Source organism: Actinomadura meyerae, assembly GCF_900188445.1.
In the GTDB taxonomy this organism is placed as follows: Bacteria; Actinomycetota; Actinomycetes; order Streptosporangiales; family Streptosporangiaceae; genus Spirillospora; species Spirillospora meyerae.
Genome location: NZ_FZOR01000014.1, coordinates 107,365 through 128,541, shown reverse-complemented (window position 1 = coordinate 128,541; position 21,177 = coordinate 107,365). Strand labels below are relative to the sequence as shown.

General features: G+C 72.6%; 20 protein-coding genes and 1 tRNA gene. 4 read left to right on the top strand and 17 right to left on the bottom strand.

Translation table 11 applies throughout. The features are described from left to right. Positions 1-20 precede the first annotated feature (20 nt). The 8 genes from cysD to CHF16_RS16745 all read right to left on the bottom strand — a co-directional run bounded on the left by cysD (position 21) and on the right by CHF16_RS16745 (position 8,225). Positions 21-938, bottom strand: coding sequence for a sulfate adenylyltransferase subunit CysD (gene cysD / locus CHF16_RS16780; RefSeq protein WP_089326979.1), 918 nt, complete (start codon positions 936-938; stop codon positions 21-23). Between the two features lie 126 nt (positions 939-1,064). Beyond that, the gene (locus CHF16_RS16775) at positions 1,065-1,997 is read right to left on the bottom strand and encodes an inositol monophosphatase family protein (protein WP_089326978.1); all 933 of its coding nucleotides are present in this window, start codon (positions 1,995-1,997) and stop codon (positions 1,065-1,067) included. Positions 1,998-2,113: 116 nt separating this feature from the next. Next, complete coding sequence (locus CHF16_RS16770; RefSeq protein WP_089326977.1) at positions 2,114-3,592, bottom strand: sugar transferase; 1,479 nt, start codon at positions 3,590-3,592, stop codon at positions 2,114-2,116. A 231-nt stretch (positions 3,593-3,823) separates the two neighbouring features. Next, on the bottom strand, positions 3,824-4,399 hold the full coding sequence (gene pth, locus CHF16_RS16765) for an aminoacyl-tRNA hydrolase (RefSeq protein ID WP_089326976.1): 576 nt from the start codon (positions 4,397-4,399) through the stop codon (positions 3,824-3,826). Positions 4,400-4,489: 90 nt separating this feature from the next. Next, the gene (locus CHF16_RS16760; protein WP_089326975.1) at positions 4,490-5,119 is read right to left on the bottom strand and encodes a 50S ribosomal protein L25/general stress protein Ctc; all 630 of its coding nucleotides are present in this window, start codon (positions 5,117-5,119) and stop codon (positions 4,490-4,492) included. 269 nt (positions 5,120-5,388) lie between these two features. Beyond that, positions 5,389-6,369, bottom strand: a complete 981-nt coding sequence (locus tag CHF16_RS16755; RefSeq protein WP_089326974.1) for a ribose-phosphate diphosphokinase — start codon at positions 6,367-6,369, stop codon at positions 5,389-5,391. A 171-nt stretch (positions 6,370-6,540) separates the two neighbouring features. Beyond that, positions 6,541-7,986 (bottom strand): bifunctional UDP-N-acetylglucosamine diphosphorylase/glucosamine-1-phosphate N-acetyltransferase GlmU, encoded by a 1,446-nt coding sequence (gene glmU / locus CHF16_RS16750; RefSeq protein WP_281259365.1) that lies wholly within the window; start codon positions 7,984-7,986, stop codon positions 6,541-6,543. 166 nt (positions 7,987-8,152) lie between these two features. Continuing rightward, positions 8,153-8,225 (bottom strand) — tRNA-Gln (locus CHF16_RS16745). Between the two features lie 570 nt (positions 8,226-8,795). On the opposite strand from CHF16_RS16745, the gene CHF16_RS16740 reads away from it, so the two are divergent. Beyond that, a complete protein-coding gene (locus tag CHF16_RS16740) occupies positions 8,796-9,746 on the top strand; it encodes an acyl-CoA desaturase (RefSeq protein ID WP_089326972.1) in 951 nt (316 codons plus the stop codon). A gap of 53 nt (positions 9,747-9,799) precedes the next feature. Beyond that, the gene (locus CHF16_RS16735; protein WP_179271553.1) at positions 9,800-10,546 is read left to right on the top strand and encodes a TetR/AcrR family transcriptional regulator; all 747 of its coding nucleotides are present in this window, start codon (positions 9,800-9,802) and stop codon (positions 10,544-10,546) included. Between the two features lie 157 nt (positions 10,547-10,703). On the opposite strand, the gene CHF16_RS16730 is transcribed toward CHF16_RS16735, so the two are convergent. Next, a complete protein-coding gene (locus CHF16_RS16730; protein WP_089326971.1) occupies positions 10,704-11,498 on the bottom strand; it encodes a trans-aconitate 2-methyltransferase in 795 nt (264 codons plus the stop codon). Positions 11,499-11,762: 264 nt separating this feature from the next. Between CHF16_RS16730 and CHF16_RS16725 the strand changes: the two genes are divergently transcribed. Next, the gene (locus CHF16_RS16725) at positions 11,763-12,254 is read left to right on the top strand and encodes a MarR family winged helix-turn-helix transcriptional regulator (protein ID WP_089326970.1); all 492 of its coding nucleotides are present in this window, start codon (positions 11,763-11,765) and stop codon (positions 12,252-12,254) included. A gap of 19 nt (positions 12,255-12,273) precedes the next feature. Here CHF16_RS16725 and CHF16_RS16720 read toward each other — a convergent pair whose 3' ends face one another. The 8 genes from CHF16_RS16720 to CHF16_RS16685 all read right to left on the bottom strand — a co-directional run bounded on the left by CHF16_RS16720 (position 12,274) and on the right by CHF16_RS16685 (position 19,938). Next, positions 12,274-13,389: an amidase gene (locus CHF16_RS16720; RefSeq protein WP_089326969.1), complete on the bottom strand. Its 1,116-nt coding sequence runs from the start codon at positions 13,387-13,389 to the stop codon at positions 12,274-12,276. 49 nt (positions 13,390-13,438) lie between these two features. Then, positions 13,439-15,211 (bottom strand): ABC-F family ATP-binding cassette domain-containing protein, encoded by a 1,773-nt coding sequence (locus CHF16_RS16715; protein WP_089326968.1) that lies wholly within the window; start codon positions 15,209-15,211, stop codon positions 13,439-13,441. A 42-nt stretch (positions 15,212-15,253) separates the two neighbouring features. Further along, positions 15,254-15,604, bottom strand: a complete 351-nt coding sequence (locus tag CHF16_RS16710) for a hypothetical protein (RefSeq protein WP_089326967.1) — start codon at positions 15,602-15,604, stop codon at positions 15,254-15,256. Between the two features lie 48 nt (positions 15,605-15,652). Next, positions 15,653-15,835, bottom strand: a complete 183-nt coding sequence (locus CHF16_RS16705; RefSeq protein ID WP_089326966.1) for a hypothetical protein — start codon at positions 15,833-15,835, stop codon at positions 15,653-15,655. A gap of 131 nt (positions 15,836-15,966) precedes the next feature. After that, entirely contained in the window at positions 15,967-16,896 is a 930-nt protein-coding gene (locus CHF16_RS16700; RefSeq protein WP_281259364.1) for a 4-(cytidine 5'-diphospho)-2-C-methyl-D-erythritol kinase, read from the bottom strand. A gap of 21 nt (positions 16,897-16,917) precedes the next feature. Further along, positions 16,918-18,036, bottom strand: coding sequence for a glycoside hydrolase family 26 protein (locus tag CHF16_RS16695; protein ID WP_143228008.1), 1,119 nt, complete (start codon positions 18,034-18,036; stop codon positions 16,918-16,920). Between the two features lie 127 nt (positions 18,037-18,163). Next, entirely contained in the window at positions 18,164-19,045 is an 882-nt protein-coding gene (rsmA, locus tag CHF16_RS16690) for a 16S rRNA (adenine(1518)-N(6)/adenine(1519)-N(6))-dimethyltransferase RsmA (RefSeq protein ID WP_089326964.1), read from the bottom strand. 17 nt (positions 19,046-19,062) lie between these two features. After that, the gene (locus CHF16_RS16685; protein WP_245868636.1) at positions 19,063-19,938 is read right to left on the bottom strand and encodes a resuscitation-promoting factor; all 876 of its coding nucleotides are present in this window, start codon (positions 19,936-19,938) and stop codon (positions 19,063-19,065) included. Positions 19,939-20,212: 274 nt separating this feature from the next. Between CHF16_RS16685 and CHF16_RS16680 the strand changes: the two genes are divergently transcribed. Further along, on the top strand, positions 20,213-21,163 hold the full coding sequence (locus CHF16_RS16680) for a hypothetical protein (protein ID WP_089326962.1): 951 nt from the start codon (positions 20,213-20,215) through the stop codon (positions 21,161-21,163). Positions 21,164-21,177 lie beyond the last annotated feature (14 nt).

Here is a 21,177-nt window from a genome sequence, read left to right as displayed (position 1 = left end):
GGGCTCCTCGTTGCCGGCCATCAGAAGTAGCCCTCCTTCTTGCGGTCCTCCATCGCGGCCTCGCTGGTCCGGTCGTCGGCGCGGGTCTGGCCGCGCTCGGTGATCCGGGTCGCCGCGATCTCCTCGATCACCTCGTCCAGCGTCGCCGCCGACGACTTCACCGCGCCCGTGCAGGACGCGTCGCCGACCGTCCGGTACCGGACGGTCGCCTCGAACTCCGGCTCGTCGTCGCCGCGGTTCGCGTACCCGGTCTCGGCGTCCAGCAGCAGCCCGTCGCGCTCGAACACGCGCCGGGAGTGCGCGAAGTAGATCGAGGGGAGCGCCAGCTCCTCCCGCCGGACGTAGTCCCAGATGTCGAGCTCCGTCCAGTTGGACAGCGGGAACACCCGGACGTGCTCGCCCTGCTCGATCTTGGTGTTGAACAGGTTCCACAGCTCCGGGCGCTGGTTCTTCGGGTCCCACTGGCCGAACTCGTCCCGGAACGACACCACCCGCTCCTTGGCGCGGGCCTTCTCCTCGTCGCGCCGCGCCCCGCCGAACGCCGCGTCGAACCGGTGCTCCTCGATCGCGTCCAGCAGCGGCACGATCTGCAGCCGGTTCCGGGACGCCCGCCGCCCCTTCTGCTCCGCGACCCGGCCGCTGTCGATCGCGTCCTGCACCGACGCCACCACCAGCCGCACGCCGAGCTCGGCGACCCGCCGGTCGCGGAACTCGATGACCTCGGGGAAGTTGTGCCCGGTGTCGACGTGCATCACCGGGAACGGGATCGGCGCCGGCCAGAACGCCTTCTCGGCGAGGCGCAGCATCACCAGGCTGTCCTTGCCGCCCGAGAACAGCAGCACCGGCCGTTCGAACTCGGCCGCCACCTCCCGGAAGATGTGGATCGACTCGGCTTCAAGGACGTCCAACTGGGACAGCAGGTAATCGGAACGCTGCATGGTCTGGGGCTCTCTCCACGCTGTTCTGGCAGATGCAACCGGTGGCCGCGGGACGGGACGTCCCACCGGGTCGAACGCCGGCCGGGGGCGGTTCAGTCCCGCCCGGCCGGACAAGGCCGGCGGAACTCAGCCCGGCCCGGCACCGGCGGCTCCCGCGATACCGGTCAGCAGCATCGATGCCGACGCGGGATGGCACACCAGGATATCCGGCAGCCGGGGGTCCTCCCGGTTGTACTCCAGCGGCGACCCGTCGAGCCGCGACGCGTGCGCGCCCGCGCCGAGCGCCACCGCCGCCGGCGCCGCCGAATCCCACTCGTACTGGCCGCCCGCGTGCACGTACGCGTCGACCTCGCCGAGCAGCACCGCGGAGATCTTCGCCCCCGCCGAACCGATCGGCACCAGCTCCACGTCCACGTCGCCGAGCCGCTCGGCCAGCCGCCGCACGAACTCCGGCGGGCGCGTCCGGCTCACCGCGACGCGCAGCTTGCCCGCGTCCGGCGCCGGGACGTGCAGCGGCACCTCGCGCGGCTGCGCCCGCACCGGACCGGCCGTCACCGGGTCGGGGGCGCCCGCGTCCGTCCGGACGAGCGCGGCGCCGCCCGTCGCGTCCGTGCGGAGCGTCAGGCCCTGCGCCGGCAGCGCCACCGCCCCGGCGGCCAGCCGGCCACGACCGGACGCGTCCCGCTCCCACAGCGCCACGTGGACCGCCCAGTCTCGGCGGCCCTCCTCGGCGAACTCCCGGGTGCCGTCCAGCGGGTCGACGATCCACACCCGCGCCGCGGTCCGCCGCTCGGCGGCCGCGGTGTTGCGGGTCGGGGCGCGGTCGTCGCCCTTCGACCGCTTCCCCGCGACCGAGGAGCGGCCCTCCTCGGACAGGACGGCGTCGCCGGGACAGCGCTCCGCCAGAGCCGCCATGAGGTACTCGTGCGCCCGCAGGTCGCCGGTGTCCTTCAGGACCCCCGCGTCCGCGAAGCCGACCTCGTCACGCACGCCCAGCAGCAGCCGCCCCGCCGCGCCGGCCAGCTCCGCGGCCAGCGCGTGGTCGTCCACATCCGTCATCCGCTGATCACGTTCCCGACTCGCACGGTCTGTTGGGTCCACTTTCTCATGCCTACCCCAGGCAGCCCGATGCCCGGTCCCGGTCAGCGGGGGCCGGCGCGGGGGTCAGCGGTGGGTCAGTAGGCCCCGGAACCCCGGAAGACCGCACTCCACGTCTTCCACATGATCTGCAGGTCGAGGGCGAGGGTCCAGTTGTCGACGTAGCGCAGGTCGAGCCGGACGGACTCCTCCCACGTCAGGTCGGAGCGGCCGCTCACCTGCCACAGGCCCGTCAGCCCCGGCTTCACCACCAGCCGCCGGTACACGTCGCCGCCGTACTGGGCGACCTCCTCCGGCAGCGGCGGGCGCGGCCCCACCAGCGACATCTCACCGCGCAGCACGTTGAACAGCTGCGGCAGCTCGTCCAGCGAGTAGCGGCGCAGCCACCGGCCCACCCGGGTGACCCGCGGGTCCTCCCGCAGCTTGAACAGCACGCCGTCGTTCTCGTTGGACGCCAGCAGCTCCCGGCGCCGCGCCTCCGCGTCCTGCACCATCGTGCGGAACTTCAGCACGGTGAACTCGCGGCCGCCGCGCCCGACCCGCGTCTGCCGGAACAGCACCGGGCCGCGGTCCCCGTCGAACTTGATCAGCAGCGCCACCAGCGCCAGCAGCGGGCTCAAGGCCACGATCCCGGTCAGCGCCGCGACCCGGTCGAACAGGCCCTTGAACAGCTTGCGGCCGCCGTCCAGCTCCGGGTGCTCCACGTGCAGCAGCGGCAGCCCCGACACCGGGCGGATCGAGATCCGCGGGCCGGTCACGTCCATCAGCGCCGGCGCCACGACCAGCTCGATGTCCTCGCGCTCGATCTGCCACGCCAGCCGGCGCAGCGCCACCCCGTCCATCTCCGGGCAGGCCAGCACCGCCACCGAGTCCGCGGCGATCCGCTCGGCGACCGCCGCCGCCTGCGCGAAGTCGCCGAGCACCGGGACGCCCTCGATCTCGGCCACCGCGTCCTCACCGGACACCAGCGCCGGCGGCAGGCACACCGCCACGATGTCCATGCCGTGGTACCGCTTCGTGCGCAGCAGCCGGATCAGGTCGGCCACCGACGTCCGGTGCCCCACCGCGACCACGCGGCGCATGCACTCGCCGTTCCAGCGCCGCTTGTGCAGCCACTTGCGCAGCCGGTACCGCGCGACCAGCGCCAGGAACGTGCCGAGCGGCAGCGCCATCACCACGTAGCCGCGCGCCACCTCGGTCTTCGTCGCGTACGCCACGATCGCGACCGCCGCCGTCAGGATGAACCCGGCCCGGATGACCCGGTGGAACTCCTCGTAGCCGACGCCGACGTACCGCGGCTGGTACGCCCGGCACATCATCAGCGTCGGCACCCACAGCAGCGGCAGCGCGACGGTCAGCGCCACGTACGGCGCGTTCAGCTCCGTCGGCACCCCCGGGAACCGCAGCACGAACGCGATGACGCCGGCCATCAGCATGCTGAGGAAGTCCAGCCAGGTGGCGACCCGCCGGTACGCGCCGCTCCAGTTCTGCGACTGCGCGCGCTTCTGCTCATGGCGGGTCGATGACTCGGCCTGGACCTTGTCAACGACGGCCATAAACCACTCACCAATCCCCTGTAACGCGCGCCACGACAGCGCGATTCACACCGAAGACGGTTGAACGCCGCTCTAGGTTCACATGCAACTCGAACCTCGTCCGCGCGCCATCCTACGGATGCTTTGCCATGGTCAGCGGCGGAACGCCGGCGCCGCCGGGGAACCGGGCCGCCGCCCGGCGGAACGCCCGTGGTGGCGGCGCGCTCGGCGGCCGCCCGTGGCCGGATCCGGTCACCCCGCGTGGAACACGTTCTGGGCCGCCTCCAGCCCGTCCGACAGCAGCGCCTCCACCGCGTCCGCCGCCCGGTCGACCTCCAGGTCGAGGGTCTTGCGCTCGGTGGCGGAGAAGTCCTTCAGCACGAACGCCGCCGCGTCCATCCGCCCCGGCGGCCGCCCCACCCCGAACCGCACCCGCAGGTACTCCCTCGTCCCGAGCGACCGCGTCACCGACCGCAGCCCGTTGTGACCATTGTCACCACCGCCGCGCTTCAGCCGCACCGCCCCGAACGGGATGTCCAGCTCGTCGTGGACGACGACCAGCCGCTCCTCGGGCACCTTGAAGAAGTCCCGCAGCCCCTTCACCGGACCGCCCGACTCGTTCATGAACGACCGCGGCTTCGCCAGCACCGCCCGCCCCCCCGCGAGCCGCCCCTCCAGCACGTCCGCCCGCGCCCGGTGCGACTTGAACCGGCCCCCGGCCCGCGCCGCCAGCTCGTCCAGCACCATGAACCCGGCGTTGTGCCGGTTCCCCGCATACGACGGCCCCGGATTGCCGAGCCCCACGACCAGCCAGAGATCCGCGCTCACCCGAACTCCTCACGACGCGCAGGGCCCCCGCCGGTGCGCACACCGGCGGGGGCCGTGAAAGAACCATGCGGCCGCACGGCCGCGCCTGCGCTACTCGCCGGCGGGCTCGCCCTCGCCCTCGGCGCCCGCACCCTCGGCCGCGGCCTCCTCGGCCCCCGCCTCCGGCTCCGCCGACGTCGCCGCCGTGGCGTCGGAGATCTGCAGGATCAGCGTGTCCTCGTCCGCCGCCAGCGTCGTGCCCGACGGCAGCTTCAGGTCCTTCGCCAGCACCTGCGTGTCGACCGCCAGGCCGGTGATGTCCAGGTCGACCGACTCCGGAATGTGCGTCGCCTCCGTCTCCACGGAGATCTCCACGACCGTCTGCGCCACCTGGCCGCCCGCGACCACGTCACCGATCACGTTCACCGGCAGGTCCACGACGACCTTCTCGCCGCGCTTCACCAGCAGCAGGTCGACGTGCTCCAGGAACCCCTTGATCGGGTCGCGCTGCACGTCCTTCGGCAGCGCCAGCTCCGAGCCGTTGCCGAGCCCCTCGATGGTCAGCAGCACGTTCGGCGTCTTCAGCGCCAGCATCAGGTCGTGACCCGGCAGCGAGATGTGCTGCGGGTCGGTGCCGTGACCGTAGAGGACGGCGGGCACCTTGCCGGCCCGGCGGGTGCGCCGCGCGGCACCCTTACCGAACTCGGTGCGCGGCTCGGCGGCAATGCGTACCTCGGACACGGCGAAAACTCCTCGTTGTTGCGATCCACGGCCGTCCGGCACTGGACGTCCGCTACGGACAGAGCGAATCAGGCGATGCTCGATGCGTCAGGCGCCTCGAAGATTCTTTGCGTTCCCCGGGGAGTGCGACTCCAAGACCGGCACCGCACTTAACGACCCGAGGCACACGCGATTGAAAGAGTCTAGCCGATCGCAGGGGCCTATTGGCCCAGGGGGAGGTGTCGGCCCAGGGGGGCCGACACCCCTGGGCCGACACCTCCCCCTGGGAATTAGCTGTGCCCGCCGAACAGGCTGGTCACGGAGCCGTCGCTGAAGACCTCGTTGATCGCGCGGCCCACCAGGGGGGCGATGGAGAGGACGGTGAGCTTGTCGAACTGCTTCTCTTCGGGGATCGGGAGCGTGTTGGTCAGGACGACCTCGGAGATGCGCGAGTTCTTCAGGCGGTCCACGGCGGGGCCGGACAGGACGCCGTGGGTGGCGGCGACGACGACCTTGGTGGCGCCCTGGTCGAAGAGGGCGTCCGCCGCCTTCACGATGGTGCCGCCGGTGTCGATCATGTCGTCGACGACCACGCAGGTGCGGCCCTTGACCTCGCCGACGACGTCGAAGACCTTCACCTCGTTCGCCACGTCCGGGTCGCGCTTCTTGTGGATGATCGCCATCGGCACGCCGCCGAGCCGGTCGGACCAGCGCTCGGTCACCCGCACCCGGCCCGCGTCCGGCGCGACCACCGTCACCTGGGAGGTGTCCAGGCGGCTCTCGAAGTGGCGGGCCAGCAGGTCCAGCGCGAACAGGTGGTCCACCGGGCCGTCGAAGAAGCCCTGGATCTGCGCGGTGTGCAGGTCCACGGTGATCAACCGGTCGGCGCCCGCGGTCTTGAACAGGTCCGCCATCAGCCGCGCCGAGATCGGCTCCCGGCCGCGGTGCTTCTTGTCCTGCCGCGCGTAGCCGAAGAACGGCGCGACGACGGTGATCCGCTTGGCGGACGCGCGCTTCAGCGCGTCCACCATGATCAGCTGCTCCATGATCCACTGATTGATGGGAGCCGTGTGGCTCTGGATCACGAAGGCGTCCGACCCGCGGACCGACTCCAGGAACCGCACGAACGTCTCGCCGTTGGCGAAGTCATACGCGGACGTCGGTGTGAGCTCGATGTGGAGGTTGTCGGCGACTTCCTTGGCCAGGTCCGGGTGGGCTCGGCCGGTGAAGAGCATCAGCTTCTTCTGACCGCTCGCTTTGATCCCACTCACCTCTGACAACTCCCCCTCAATGGAACTGTGCCTTACATGTGGGTTGTTGTCCCCACTCCCCGCGCACCACAAGACTCCGGTCCACGGGTTGCTCTGTTGTCACGGAAGACACCGGTGTCCTCCACATCCCCGCCCGACGGAGGGGAAGCATCTCGCGCCCTCGGCGCGGCGTTACGGCGCGCCCTCGGCCTCGTCCTTGGCGCGCCGGGCGGCCTCCGCCGCCGGCGTGCCCGGCCGGCGGCGCTCCACCCAGCCCTCGACGTTGCGCTGCCGCGCCCGCGCGACCGCCATCGCCCCGGGCGGGACGTCCTGGACGATCACGGACCCGGCGGCGGTGTAGGCGCCGTCGCCCACCTCCACCGGGGCGACGATCATGTTGTCGCTGCCGATCTTCACGTGCGAGCCGATGACGCTGCGGTGCTTCTGGACGCCGTCGTAGTTCACGAACACCGAGCTCGCGCCGATGTTGGAGCCCTCGCCGATCTCGGCGTCCCCCACATAGGTCAGGTGCGGCACCTTCGTGCCCTCGCCGATGTCGGCGTTCTTGGTCTCGACGTAGGTCCCGACCTTGGCCTTGCGCGCCAGCTTCGTCCCGGGCCGCAGGTAGGCGTAGGGGCCGACGGACGCCTCGGGCCCGATCTCGGCCTCCACGCACACGGCGTTGACGACGGTGGCGCCCTCGCCGACCGTCGTGTCGGTCAGCGTGCATCCGGGTCCGACCCGGGCGCCCTCGCCCACGTGCGTCGTGCCGTGCAGCTGCGTGCCGGGGAGGATCTCGGCGTCCGGCTCGGCGGTCACGCCCACGTCGATCCAGGTGGACGCCGGGTCGATGATCGTCACCCCGGCGCGCATGTGCGCCTCGAGGATGCGGTCGTTCAGCTGCCTGCGCGCCTGCGCGAGCTGGACCTTGTCGTTGACGCCCTGGGTCTCCACCCAGTCGGCGACCAGGTGCGCGCCGGCCCGGTGGCCGTCCGCGCGCACGATCGCCACGACGTCGGTGAGGTACTCCTCGCCGCCCGCGTTGTCGGTGGTCACCCGCTTCAGGGCGTCGGCCAGCAGGGCGCCGTCGAAGGCGTACATGCCGACGTTGATCTCGTTGATGGCGCGCTGCGCCTCGGTGGCGTCCTTGTGCTCGACGATCGCCTCGACGCCGCCGTCGGCCGCCCGGACCATCCGCCCGTACCCGGTGGCGTCCGGCATCTCGGTCGTCAGCACGGTGGCGGCGTTGCCCTCGCTCTCGTGCGTCCGGACGAGCGCCTGGAGCGTCTCGCCCCGCAGCAGCGGGTGGTCGCCGTTGGTGACGACCACGGTGCCGTCCAGCGCGCCGGTCTGCTCCAGCGCCATGCGCACCGCGTGGCCCGTCCCGCCCTGGTGCTCCTGGACGACGGCCTCGGCGTCCGGCGCGTGCGCGGCGAGGTGCTCGACGACCTGCTCGCGCCGGTGCCCGACGACCACGACGAGCCGCTCGGGGTCGAGCCGCCGCGCGGCGGCCAGCACGTGGCCGAGCATGCTGCGGCCGCACAGCTCGTGCAGGACCTTCGACTTGCGGGACTTCATGCGGGTGCCCTCGCCCGCGGCGAGAACGATGACGGCGGCCGGTCGGCTCGCAGCACTCACAAGGAGGCTCCTCGGCATCGCGGACGGGATCGGTCTCGGACGCGCCCACCTGCGAGTTCGTGACACGGCAGGCCGGAACGCACCCGACACGGGCAGGATACCGCCCACCCGCGACCTGTCACCCCGCCGCCCGCCTCGGGCGTCCTACCTGGGACATCTCAGACAGCTCCGCCGCCAGGGCTCGAACCTGGAATCTTCTGGACCAAAACCAGCTGCGTTTCCAATTACGCTACGGCGGATCGACAGCACTTTCCTTTACAGGAGGGGCGCCTGCCAAGCCCACGATACCGGTCACCCGGTCGTTGACCCACACCTATTGCCGAGGCTGCGCGCGCTCGGCGAGGAGCCTGCCGAGCGCCTCGTCGGCCCGGCCTCCGGGGTGCGGGGACGTTCCGTAACCAGAGGGAGCAGGTGCTTATGGAGATGTTGAGGGAGCCCGCGATCTCGCGATAGGTCCACCCCTGGCGGCGGAGGTCGATGGCCTTGGGCTTGAGCTGATCTCGAATCTCGTCCGGCATTGGCCCGCTCATGAGGGCGACCTCACCGTGACCACCACCTTGCGTGACCATATCATTGCTCTTCGTGTTCATCTGCTGCGCAGCCTTACCCCAAAACGGTTTAATCCGTCCATTTGCGGCAAGCCACTCCACACCCGGGCCACGGGCGCGCGGGACAACGGAGATCGTGAGGGGTTTGTGGCTGGAGAGGCAGTTTCCCCCTGGATTTACCGTTCGGTGCTGGGCAACCTACGCTTGCGTAGGTTACGGTGGCGTAGGTAAGGCTCATCTAGTAGCAGGAAGTGGTGGCGCATGACAGCTCCGACCATGGACCCCCCTCGGCCGCAACCGCGGCCGGAGTTCGCGCCGGAGGCGCGCGGCACCGCGGAACGGGTGCTCATCGCCGTGTTCACGGGCGTGCCGTTCCTGGCGCTGTTCGCGGCGGTACCGCTGGCGTGGGGACGGTTCCTCGGCTGGACGGACGTCGTGCTCACCGCGGTGTTCTACGTGCTGTCCGCGGGCGGCATCACGGTCGGGTACCACCGGTACTTCACGCACGGGTCGTTCAAGGCCAGGCGGGGTCTGAAGATCGCCCTGGCGCTCGCCGGGAGCATGGCGATCGAGGGCCCGGTCATCACGTGGGTCGCCGACCACCGGCGGCACCACAAGCACTCGGACAAGGAGTTCGACCCGCACTCGCCGTGGCGGTTCGGGGACGACTGGAAGGCGCTCGCGAAGGGGCTGGCCTGGGCGCACTACGGCTGGCTGTTCGACGCCAACCGGACGTCCAAGAAGCGGTTCGCCAAGGACCTGCTGAACGATCGCGACATCCGGCGCATCCACCTGGCGTTCCCCGCGCTGGTCGCGGTGTCGTTCCTGCTGCCGGCGGTGCTCGGCGGGCTGATCACGATGTCCTGGACGGGCTTCCTGACCGCGCTGTTCTGGGCCGGGTTCGTCCGGATCACGCTGGTGCACCACGTGACGTGGTCGATCAACTCGATCTGCCACACCTTCGGCACCGAGGACTTCGAGGTCCGCGACAGGTCCCGCAACGTGTGGTGGCTGGCCATCCCGTCGCTCGGCGAATCGTGGCACAACCTGCACCATTCGGACCCGACGTGCGCGCGGCACGGCGTGCTGAAGGGGCAGGTCGACATCAGCGCGCGGATCATCCAGGCGTTCGAGAAGGCGGGCTGGGCGCACGACGTCCGGTGGCCGAACAGCGACAGGCTCGCCGCGAAACGCACGAAGCAGGCGGTTTGACCGCCACAATTGATACCGTGACAGATCCCGCTCCCAGGTCCCGCAGAAAGCGGATGACGGGCAAGGAACGCCGCGAGCAGCTGCTCGACATCGGCCGGTCGCTGTTCGCCGACCGCGGCCTGGACGGCACCTCGGTGGAGGAGATCGCCTCCGCGGCCGGCGTGTCCAAGCCCGTGGTGTACGAGCACTTCGGCGGCAAGGAGGGGCTCTACGCGGTCGTCGTCGACCGCGAGTTCGAGCGCCTCCTGGGGCTGGTCACGGACGCCCTGAACTCGGCCATCCACTACCGCGGAAAGCTGGAGAAGGCGGCGCTGGCGCTGCTGGAGTACATCGAGGGCCATCCGGACGGCTTCCGCATCCTGGTCCGCGACTCGCACGGCGGCACGGGCACCGGCAGCTACGCGAGCCTGCTCAGCGAGATAGCGGGCGAGGTGGAGTACGTCCTCGCGCAGGAGTTCGACCGGCACGACTACGACGACAAGTTCGCGCCCATGTACGCGCAGATGCTGGTCGGCATGGTCGCGATGACGGGCCAGTGGTGGCTGGACGTCCGCAAGCCGCGCCGGGAGGAGGTCGCCGCGCACGTGGTGAACCTCGCGTGGAACGGCCTCGCGGCGCTGGAGCCGAAGCCGTCGCTGGACCCGCGCCGGCGGCGCAAGGAGCAGGAGCGCCGGGAGCGGGCCGCCGAGAAGGCCGCGGCGAAGGCCGGGAAGGCCGAGGAGAAGGCGGCGGCGAAGGCGGAGAAGGAGCGGCGCCGGGCGCGCCGCGAGCTGGACGGGATCGCCGACCCCTCGACGTGAAGCGGCCGGTGGCCGCCGGAGTTCGTCCGGGCGGCCACCGGCCAGGGGTCGCCGGGCTCGGGTTTCGAGTCCGGGAGCTGCGGACGCCGCCCTTCCGTCCGAGTCGCGCACCGCAGGGGAACGAGTCGCTCACCTCGGCGGCGGGGCGGCATCCCGTCTAGGTGGTGTTCCGGGTGGCGATCACGAAGATCCTCCGGAACGGGAACACGGTGCCGTAGGGGGTCGCGGGGTAGGCCCGGCGGAGCCGTTCGGCGTAGTCGGCCAGGAACTCGGCGGCCTCATCGGGGCCGAGCGCGGCGAGGACGGGCCGCAGCGCGGTGCCCTTGACCCATTCGAGGACGGGGTCGTCGCCGTGCAGGACCTGCGCGTAGGTGGTCTCCCAGGCGTCGACGGCGCAGCCGCGGCGGGTGAGGAGGTCGAGGTAGCCGGCGGGGTCGAGGACGGGCGCGTCGCGCTGGAGGTGCCCGAGCCGGGCCCGCCACCTCTCGGAGCGGCAGAGTTCGCGCAGCAGCACGTGGCTGGGCGCGTCGAAGTTGCCGGGGACCTGGAAGGCGAGGCGCCCGCCGGGGGCGAGGGCGTCGACCCAGCGGGGCAGCAGTTCGGTGTGCTCGGGGACCCACTGCAGGGCGGCGTTGGAGACGATCAGGTCGACGGGCCGCTCGGGGCGCCAGGAGGCGATGTCGGCGACGCGGAAGGCGAGCCTGCCGGGGATCTCGTGCGCGCGGGCCGCGGCGATCATGTCGGGTGAGCTGTCGAGGGCGTCGATGGCGGCACCCGGCCAGCGGGCGGCGAGGGTGGCGGTGAGTTCGCCGCCGCCGCAGCCGAGGTCGGTGACGCGGGCGGGTTCGGCGCCGCCGAGGCGGGCGACGAGCTCGGCGAACGGCCGGGCGCGCTCGTCGCCGAAGATCCCGTACTGGGCGGGATCCCACACGGCAGCGGTTTCTCTCGACATCAAGACACAGCATGCCCGGCCCATATCTTGATGTCAAGAGTCCTTTCGGCGCGTCGCGACCGGCCACCGGACTAGGCCCAGCGGCCGATGGTGCGGGGCGGCCCGGCGTTCCTAGGCTCGCGGCCATGACTTCGAGCGAATGGGCCGCCCGGCCGGCTGCTGATCGGCGAGGTGCTCGCCGCGGCCGGCGGCCCGCGGCGGGGGTGATCGGTTTCCGGGGAATCGGGGAGTGTGTCTCGATATCGAGACAGGTAGTGTGGCGGAATGCGCGATGAGGTCGACGAACTGGTCGAGGCGTGGCGGGCCGAGCGCCCGGACCTGGACGTGCGGCCGCTGCAGGTCCTCAGCCGCGTGTCCCGGCTGGCCCGGCACCTCGACCGGGCCCGGCGGGCGGTGTTCGTCGCGCACGACCTGGAGTCGTGGGAGTTCGACGTCCTCACCGCGCTGCGCCGGGCGGGCGCGCCCTACCAGCTGAGCCCGGGACGGCTGCTGCGCGCGACGCTGGTGACGTCCGGCACCATGACGAACCGCATCGACCGGCTGGCGGCGGCGGGGCTGGTCGAGCGGCATCCCGACCCGCTGGACAAGCGCGGCGTGCAGGTCCGCCTCACCGAGGCGGGCCTGACGCGCGTCGACGCGGCGTTCGCCGATCTGCTCGACCGGGAGCAGGCGATCCTGGAGGGCCTCAGCCCCGAGCAGCGGGATGTGCTGGCCGACCTGCTCCGCACCCTCCTGGTCCCGTTCGACCGCGGCTAGGCCGGCCGGGCCAGGCCCGTCAGGACAGCGCGGCCTCCAGCGCGGCGGCCAGGCCGCAGAGCCGCTCCTCGCCGCCCGCGGGCCCGATGAGCTGGACGGACGCGGGCAGGTGCGAGCCCGGCAGCGGGACGGGCAGCGCGAAGGCGGGCAGCCCCGCGACGTTGACCTGGCCGGTCAGCGTGGTCAGCTCCAGGTCGGCTTCGTCGGCCTCGCCGGGTTCGGGGGCGACGCAGGTCAGCACGGGCAGCGCGATCGCGGCGTGCCGGGCGAGGATCGCGTCCAGCTCGGCCCGCAGCTCCTCGCGGGCGCGGAGGGCCCAGTCGAGCATTCCGGCCTGCGCCACGTCCCCCATCTGCTGGATGCGGCGGTGGATGCGGCCGCTCAGCTTGGACGGATCGTCGAGCAGGCGGCCGTTGTGCCGCCACCCTTCCGCGCTGACGATGACGCCGTTGACGGTGGCGGCCTCCTCGTACTGCGCGGACGTGACGTCCGTGACGGGTCCGAGGCGGCGGAGGGCGTCGTCCACGGCGGCGTCGATCGCGGGGTCCACGCCGGGGACGCGGAGCCGCGCGACCGGCAGGGACGCGTCGTACGGGACGGGCGTGAACCCCGGTTCGATGAGGCCCATGCCGAGGACGACGGCGGCGACGTCGCGCCCCATGGGTCCGACGACGTCGAGGGTCTCCGAGAGCGGGTGCACCCCTTCGAGGGACACCCGCCCGTTCGTGGTCTTGAGCCCGGCGATGCCGCAGCAGGCGGCGGGGATGCGGATCGACCCGGAGGTGTCGGTGCCGAACGCGACGTCGGCCTCCCCCGTGGCGACGGCGACGGCGGAGCCGCTGGACGAGCCGCCCGGCACCCGCGCCGGGTCGAGCGGGTTCACCGGCATGCCGGACCACGGGTTGACGCCGTCGGCGGCCATGCACAGCTCGTTCAGGTTGGCCTTGCCGGCGATGCGGGCGCCCTGGGCGCGGGCGGAGGCGACGACGGGCGCGTCCGCGGCGGCGGGCTCGGCGCGGTCGGCGATGGCCCGGCAGCCCGCCGTGGTGGGCAGGCCGGCCACGTCGATGGCGTCCTTGACGGCGAGCCGGGGACCGTCGCCCGGAGCGTCCGTCTTGATGATCCAAGTGGGCATTGACAGATCATGCCTGGTTCGCGGTGGTACGCGCACCAGGGCCGTCCTGCTAGCCGAGATCCTCGGCGAGCATGAGCCACTCCTCCTCGACCCGGGCGGCCTCGGCCTGGATCTCGCGGAGCCGGCCGTCCAGCTCCTGGAGCTTGGCGTAGTCGGTGGCGTGCGCGGCGAGCTGCTCGTGGAGCTCGCCCTCCTGCGCGGCGAGCTTCTCCAGGCGGCGTTCGAGCCGGTCGAGCTCCTTGCGGGCCTTCCAGTCCTGCCCGCCCTTGGGCTTCGGCTGCGCGGCCCCGGCGGCGGGCGCCGCGGCGGCGGGCGCGGTGCCCGGCTTCGGGGCGGTCCCGGCGGCGCGGCGTTCGAGGTACTCGTCGACGCCGCCGGGCAGCATCGACACGCGGCCGTCGCCCAGTAGCGCGACGACGTGGTCGGTGATGCGCTCCAGGAAGTACCGGTCATGGCTGACGACGACGAGGGTGCCCGGCCAGCCGTCGAGGAGGTCCTCGACCTCGGTGAGGGTCTCGATGTCGAGGTCGTTGGTGGGCTCGTCCAGCAGCAGGACGTTCGGTTCGCCCATCAGCAGCCGGAGCAGCTGGAGCCGGCGGCGCTCGCCGCCGGACAGGTCGCCGACGGGCGTCCACTGCCGGTCGCCGGAGAAGCCGAGCCGCTCGAGGAGCTGGCTGGCCGTCCACTCGCGCTTGCCGACGGTGATGCGGCGGCGGATCTCCTCGACCGACTCCAGGACGCGCCGGGACGGGTCGAGCTCCTCCAGGTTCTGCGACAGGTGCGCGAGCTGGACGGTCTTGCCCTGCACGACCTGCCCCGACACCGGCCGGACGGCCCCGTCGAGGAGCCGCAGCAGGGTGCTCTTGCCGCTGCCGTTGACGCCGACGAGCCCGACCCGGTCGCCGGGCCCGAGCCGCCAGGTCATCCGGGTGAACAGCTCCCGGCCGCCGACCTCGACGGTGGCGTCCTCGATGTCGAAGACGGTCTTGCCGAGCCGTGCGGTCGCGAACCGGGTCAGCTCGACCGAGTCGCGCAGCGGCGGCTCGTCGGCGATGAGGGCCTGCGCGGCGTCGACCCGGAACTTCGGCTTGGACGTGCGGGCCTGCGGGCCGCGGCGCAGCCACGCCAACTCCTTGCGGAGCAGGTTCTGCCGCTTGGCCTCGGTGGCGGCGGCGATCCGGGCGCGCTCGGCCTTGGCGAGGACGTAGGCGGAGTAGCCGCCCTCGTAGCGCTCGACGCGGCCGTCGACGACCTCCCACGTCCGGTCGGTGACCTCGTCGAGGAACCAGCGGTCGTGGGTGACGACGAGCAGCGCGACCTTGCGCGCCTTGAGGTGCCGGGCGAGCCAGTCGATCGCCTCGATGTCGAGGTGGTTGGTGGGCTCGTCCAGCATCAGCAGGTCGGACTCGGGGACCAGGAGCCGGGCCAGCGCGACGCGGCGGCGCTCCCCGCCGGACATGCCGTCGAGCGGGGCGTCCAGGTCGAGGTCGGCGAGGAGCCCGGCGAGGACGTCGCGGACGCGGACGTCGCCCGCCCACTCGTGCTCGGCGCGGTCGCCCAGCACCACGGACCGGACGGTCGCGCCGTCCGGGAACTCGTCCCGCTGGGTCAGGTAGCCGAGCCGGAGGCCGCGCGCGTGGGTGACGCGCCCGGCGTCGGGTTCGGTCTCGCGGGCGAGGACGGCCACGAGGGTGCTCTTGCCGCCGCCGTTGCGGCCGACGACGCCGACGCGGTCGCCCTCGTCCAGGCCGAGGGACACGGCGTCGAGCAGCGGCTGGGGCCCGTAGGCCTTGGCGACGTTCTCAAGGTTGATCAGATTCACGGCACCATCAACCCTATTGCCCCGGCCGCACCGCTCGCGCGGTCAGGCGCCCGGCTGCGCCCCGGGCGTCCCGGGCGGCGGCTGCTCCTGCGGGCCGGGGGCCGGCGGCGGGTTCCCCGGTGGCTGCGCGTGGCCCTGCTGGCCGAAATTCTGCTGGCCGTATCCCTGCTGCCCGTAGTCGCCGTATCCCTGCCGGCCGTACTCCGGCTGGCCGTACCCGGGCTGCGCGTACCCCTGCTGGGGATATCCCTGCTGCGGGTAGCCCTGCCGGCCGTACCCGGGCGGGACGCCGGGTCCGCCCGACTTGCGGGTGGCGAGCACGATGACGAACACCACCACGCCGATCAGCACGACGAAGACGCCCACCAGGATGATCAGCATCAGGAATCCCATGGACGCTCCCGCGCTCGCCACTGCGCCCGCCCTCCTCCGGTGCCGCGTTCAGCGGACGGCCGGCGGTGCGGACCTGTCCCTCGCGTGCCCCTGAACGCTAGCGTTCCCGTTCCGGACGACCGCACCTGGCGCGTTGTGGCGTATGTCACGATCGCGGCGCACGGCCAGCACGACGAGCGCCACCATCATGGCGAGCGCGACCAGACCGAGCAACCCGGACAGAATCGTCATCGCTCCACCTCGCCGGAGGGATCGGTGCGGCAGGGAATCGCTGTCACGGAGAGTAGGACGTCCGTCGCGGGCCGGTGGTTCGCTTGTGTGCCGAGCGCACCTAGTCGGCGCCCCGACAACGCGGCGGCGCGTCAGATCACGGTCGCGCCCGGAACCGGGCCGGACGCCCGGACGACCTGCGCGGCGACGCCGGCGCCGTCCAGCGCCTCCGCGAGCCCGGCGGCGTCCTCATCGGTCTCGGCGAGGAACGCGCAGGTCGGCCCGGATCCGGAGACCAGCGCGCCGATCGCGCCGAGGTCGCGGCCGGCGTCGAGGGTGCGGCGCAGCGACGGGCGCAGCGACAGCGCGGCGGGCTGCAGGTCGTTGGTCAGCGCGGCGCCGAGGGCCTTGGCGTCGCCGGTGGCGAGCGCGGTCATCAGCGCCTCCGACACCTCCGCCCGCTCCGGCGGCCGTCCCTCCGCCAGGCGGATCCGGTCGCACTCGCCGTAGACCGCGGGCGTGGACAGGCCGCCATCGGCGGTGGCGAACACCCAGTGGAAGACGCCGCGGGTGAGGGCGGGGGTGAGCCGCTCGCCGCGTCCGGTTCCGACGGCGGTGCCGCCGAGGACGGCGAACGGCACGTCGCTGCCGAGGTCCGCGCCGATCTCCACCAGGTCGTCGCGGGACAGGGCGGGCCGCTCCCGGTCGTCCCACAGGCGGGCGCACGCGACCAGCGCGGCGGCGGCGTCGGCGCTGCCGCCCGCCATCCCGCCCGCGACGGGGATCGCCTTGCGGATCCGCAGCGCGACCCGGGGTTCGGTGCCGAGCCGGGCCGCGACGGCGCGGGCGGCCTTCGCGGCGAGGTTGTCGCCGCCGGTCGGGACGCCGCCGACCGCCACCCGGGAGTGGGGCGCGGCCTCGACCCGGATCTCCAGCCGCTCCGCGGGCCGCGCCGTCACCTCGTCGAACAGGGACACGGCGTGGAAGACGTTGACGAGGTCGTGGTACCCGTCGTCGCGGAGCGGCCCCACGCCGAGCTGGAGGTTGACCTTGGCGGGGACGCGTACCGTCACTGCGCTCACGTGCGAAACCCTACGGGACCGCTACCCGCCGCTGATGACGGGGAGGTTGCGGGGATTGAAGTAGGGCGCCGTCGCCAGTTCCCGGAGCGCGGACATCGCGTGCGCGTCCCCGGTCACCGAGTAGGCGCGGCGCGTGTCGCGGGCGCCGTCGGCCTCCTCGTTGGAGTTGAAGTAGACGACGGCCTTGACCTGCGGGTCCTGCAGGGTCTTCGCGGCCTCCCGGAGCCATTCGGCGCGGCGGGTGCCGTAGGACTTCGGCACGCCGAACTCGGCGACCATGATGGGCTTCTGCCGCTTGCGCGCCCACTCCAGGAACGTCTTCATGACCTCCGACAGGTCGCGGTAGTCGTAGCCGCCGCTCGCGTCGGTGTCGGCGCAGATCCAGTCGACCTGGTCGTCGCCCGGGTAGTAGTCGCCGGCGTTCCCGCCGAACCCGCGTGCGGTGGGGCACCAGACCCAGGCGACGTTGTCGACCTTCTCCCGCCGGAAGACCTCGCGCAGGTGCTTCCAGGCGGCGATGAAGTCCGCCGGGGAGTGGACGCGCTTGCCCAGCGCAGCCTTGTCCATGTCCCGGGACCAGCGCACGAAGACCGGCTTCCCGAGGGCCTTGATGGCGCGCGCGCGGCGGGCGATGAGCGCGTCGTGCTCACCCCTGACGATCTCCTGGGTGTCGGCGCCGCCCCAGGTCAGCAGGAGGTACCGGTTGCCGTCCGCGACGGACTTCTCCAGGTCGCCGGGGAAGTCGCTCTTCCAGCCCCGGTAGCTCTGCACGATGTCGAGCTGGCGGCCGAGCCGCTGCTCGAAGCCCGCGACGGGGGCCATGCCGGGCTTCGCGGCGTCCTTGGCCGACGGGGAGCCCGACGGCGAACCCGAGGCCGGACCGGACGGCGTGGACGGATCGGACGGCGTGGACGGATCGGACGGGGAGTCCGACGCGGACGGCTTCGCCTTGGGCTTCTTCGCCAGCCCGGTGCCCTCCGGCGGCACCCACGCGCCGAAGTAGGCGCCCTGCCGCGGCGGGACGGGCGCGACCCCGGCCCGCGCCGTCGTCGTGATCTTGGGTACCGCGCCCGCGCCGTCCCCGCAGCCGGCCGCCACCGTCGCGACCACGACCGCGGTCGCGAGCAGCGCCGTCCCCACGAGGGGCAGCCCCCCGAAGGGCCCCCTGGTCCGCGCCGTACGCGAACGCGCCTTCACATCGACCTCCGGCTCGTGCTGGTGTTGTGCCGCCCCGCGCGGGGACCGCCCCCGGGGGAGATGCCCGCCACTAGGGGGCTGGGGACCGATCTCCCCGGCGGAAAGGACCATACTCGGCAATCCGGGCGAAGGCGGCCACGTCCAGCGCTTCGCCCCGTGACCTGGGGTCGACGCCCGCGGCGCGCAGCGCCTCCTCCGCCGCGGCGGCCGAGCCCGCCCACCCGGCGAGCGCCGCGCGCAGCGTCTTGCGGCGCTGCGCGAACGCGGCGTCGACGACGGCGAACACCTCCGCGCGGGACGCCGCGGTCGGCGGCGGGTCGCGGCGGGTGAACGCGACGAGCCCGGAGTCGACGTTCGGCGCGGGCCAGAACACCGCGCGCCCCACCGCCCCGGCGCGCCGCGCCTCCCCGTACCAGGCGAGCTTCACCGACGGGACGCCGTAGATCTTCCCGCCGGGCGCCGCGACCATCCGGTCGGCGACCTCGGCCTGCACCATGACCAGCGCGGACCGCAGCGAGGGCAGCTCGGCCAGCAGGTTCAGGACGACCGGGACGGCGACGTTGTACGGCAGGTTCGCCACGAGCGCCGTCGGCTCCGGCCCCGGCACCGCTGTGATCTTCATCGCGTCGGCCCGGACGACCTCCAGCCGCCCCGCGAGATCGGGCTCGCGCGCCGCGACCGTGGCGGGCAGCTCCGCGGCCAGCACCGGGTCGATCTCCACCGCGACCACGCGCCGCACCTCCGGCAGCAGCGCGAGCGTGAGCGACCCGAGCCCCGGCCCGACCTCGACGACGACGTCGTCGGCGGACAGCCCGGCGGCCCGGACGATGCGCCGGACCGTGTTGGCGTCGATGACGAAGTTCTGCCCGAGCGTCTTCGTCGGCCTGATGCCGAGCCGCGCCGCCAGCTCCCGCACGTCCGCCGGCCCGAGCAGCCCCCGTGTCTCCCCCATCCGCCGATTGTTTCAGCTCAGGAGAACAGGTACTTGCCGCAGTTGGGCCACTGGCCCTGCCAGCGCCCGTTCACCTTGTTGTAGAGCAGCTGCGCACGGTAGGTCTGCTCGCCCGCGCTGGCGTCCGACGGCTTGCCCGAGCCGCCGACGGACGTCCAGGTCTGCATCGAGAACTGGTAGAGGCCGTAGTACCCGGCGGGGTTCACCGCCTTCGGGTTCCCGCCCGACTCGCACTTGGCGAGGCCCGCCCAGTTCAACCGCGCCGCCGACCCGGTGCCGGCCGACTTCGGGCCGACCGCGAGGATCTTCGCGACCGGCTTGCGCTTCACCTTCTGCGCGATGACCTTCGGGACCTTCTTCCCGCCGCGCCGGACGTACGCCCACTTGACGATCTTGATGCCGTCCTTGCCCTCGCGCAGCACCTTCTCGCTCCACGGCGGCACCGACGAGCTCTTCTTGCGGATCGTCTCGGCCGGCGTCCGGACGACCTTGAGCTTCGGCTCCGACAGCAGCCGCATGATCGTGATCTTCTCGCCCGGCGGCTGGTCGGCGGCGGGCTTGACCAGGTCGTACGGGCCGAGCGCGATCTTCGCCTCGGCCAGCACCTGCTGGACGGTGGTCCCGGTCGTCATCGTCTCGGTCGGCTTTCCGTCCACCAGGACGACGACCTTGCGCGGCGACGGCGCGGCCTGCGGCGCGTCCGCGACCGGCGCGGTGCCCTTCGGCGCGGCCGTCTCGCCGCCACCGCCGCACGCCGTGGCCAGCAGCGCCGCCGCCACGACGACGGAGGCGGCCGGGAGCAGGCGCGTACGGCGCGCGGGGACGCGCGGCGCCGTACCGCCGGGCACGGTGTTGCTGAGCACGGTGCTGCCGAGCACCGAGTTTCTGAGCACCGAGTTTTTGAGCACGGTGTTGCTGAGCGCTGCGAAACGAAGCGCTGTGTACCGAAGCACGGGGGGTTTCCTCCAGGGGGCCGGGCTCGGGGGCGCCCGCTCGATTGGCCAGAGATTAGAGGCACCGGACGTTCTCCGCCACCTCATCGCCCTCATGGGACGCATTCGCGGGCTACATCCCCTCTTGGAGGCTTTGCCGCAGAAATCCGTTCCCGTCCCACTAAAATCGCCGATCATGGCATGGCGACGACATGCGGTCTTAGGTGTACTCACGGTGATCGCGGGCTTCGCGATCTTCTGGCCGGCCATGATGGTGTGGACGTACGCGACCGGCGAGAAGGCCACCGCGACCGTCACCGCCTGCGAGGAGCGGGCGAGCACCAAGTCCTCGGCGGGCGGCCGGTACTGCGAGGGCACGTGGCGTACCGAGAGCGGCGCCGAGGGCGAGGGGTCCATCTACGGGCTCGACACCGACACGCCCGACGGCACCCGCGTGCCCCTGCACATCGGTCCGCTGGGCCCGTACGCGGGCAGCCTCACCGACCAGTACAAGACCTTCACCCCGGCCGTCCTGCTCGCCCTGCTCGGCCTGCTGTGCTCGGTCCGGTCGATCCGGCGGGCCGCGTCCGGCCGCGCGACCGCCCGCGCGCTGCTGAACGCCGGACCGGACGGGACGACGCTCATCGTCGCGCGCACCAAGGCCAGGACGCCCGGCGGCGGCCGCTACGCGACGCTGGAGCCGGCGGAGCCGATCGACGACTACGCCTACCCGCGGGCCGAGGCCCGGCGGCTCGCGACCGCGCCATTGCTCATGGCGCCCGTGTGGTACCTCGGCGCGTTCCTCGACCCGAAGGGCTTCGCCGCGCTGCGCGCCGCCTCCGGGGAGACCCTTCTCTACGTCCACTACAACGCCGTACGGCGGCTCGAACCCGACTACGTGCTGCTCGACCCGTCCGGGAAGGCGCACCTGGTGATCCGGCGGACCCGCTGGAACCCGTCCGCCTACCGGCTGCTGCACGCGGACGGGACCGAGATCGGCCGAGCCGGACCCGCCGAAGGGCGCGGGCCCGGGGTGCTGGAGGTCAGGGACGCGACCGGCGCCCTCGCCGCCACCGCGGCGTGCCGCGGACGGACCTGGGTGCTGCGCGCGGAGCCGTCCGCCACTCCCCTGCTGCGGGACGCGAGCCTGGTCATCGCCTTCCTCCAGCACCGCCTCGGCGACTGACCGGGCACGGCCCG

Bases quoted from the DNA above. Each gene is read 5' to 3' on its own strand.
- cysD (WP_089326979.1), bottom strand. From the start codon at position 938: ATGCAGCGTTCCGATTACCTGCTGTCCCAGTTGGACGTCCTTGAAGCC.
- CHF16_RS16775 (WP_089326978.1), bottom strand. From the start codon at position 1,997: ATGACGGATGTGGACGACCACGCGCTGGCCGCGGAGCTGGCCGGCGCG.
- CHF16_RS16770 (WP_089326977.1), bottom strand. From the start codon at position 3,592: ATGGCCGTCGTTGACAAGGTCCAGGCCGAGTCATCGACCCGCCATGAG.
- CHF16_RS16740 (WP_089326972.1), top strand. From the start codon at position 8,796: ATGACAGCTCCGACCATGGACCCCCCTCGGCCGCAACCGCGGCCGGAG.
- CHF16_RS16735 (WP_179271553.1), top strand. From the start codon at position 9,800: ATGACGGGCAAGGAACGCCGCGAGCAGCTGCTCGACATCGGCCGGTCG.
- CHF16_RS16730 (WP_089326971.1), bottom strand. From the start codon at position 11,498: ATGTCGAGAGAAACCGCTGCCGTGTGGGATCCCGCCCAGTACGGGATC.
- CHF16_RS16725 (WP_089326970.1), top strand. From the start codon at position 11,763: ATGCGCGATGAGGTCGACGAACTGGTCGAGGCGTGGCGGGCCGAGCGC.
- CHF16_RS16720 (WP_089326969.1), bottom strand. From the start codon at position 13,389: ATGCCCACTTGGATCATCAAGACGGACGCTCCGGGCGACGGTCCCCGG.
- CHF16_RS16710 (WP_089326967.1), bottom strand. From the start codon at position 15,604: ATGGGATTCCTGATGCTGATCATCCTGGTGGGCGTCTTCGTCGTGCTG.
- CHF16_RS16705 (WP_089326966.1), bottom strand. From the start codon at position 15,835: ATGACGATTCTGTCCGGGTTGCTCGGTCTGGTCGCGCTCGCCATGATG.
- rsmA (WP_089326964.1), bottom strand. From the start codon at position 19,045: ATGGGGGAGACACGGGGGCTGCTCGGGCCGGCGGACGTGCGGGAGCTG.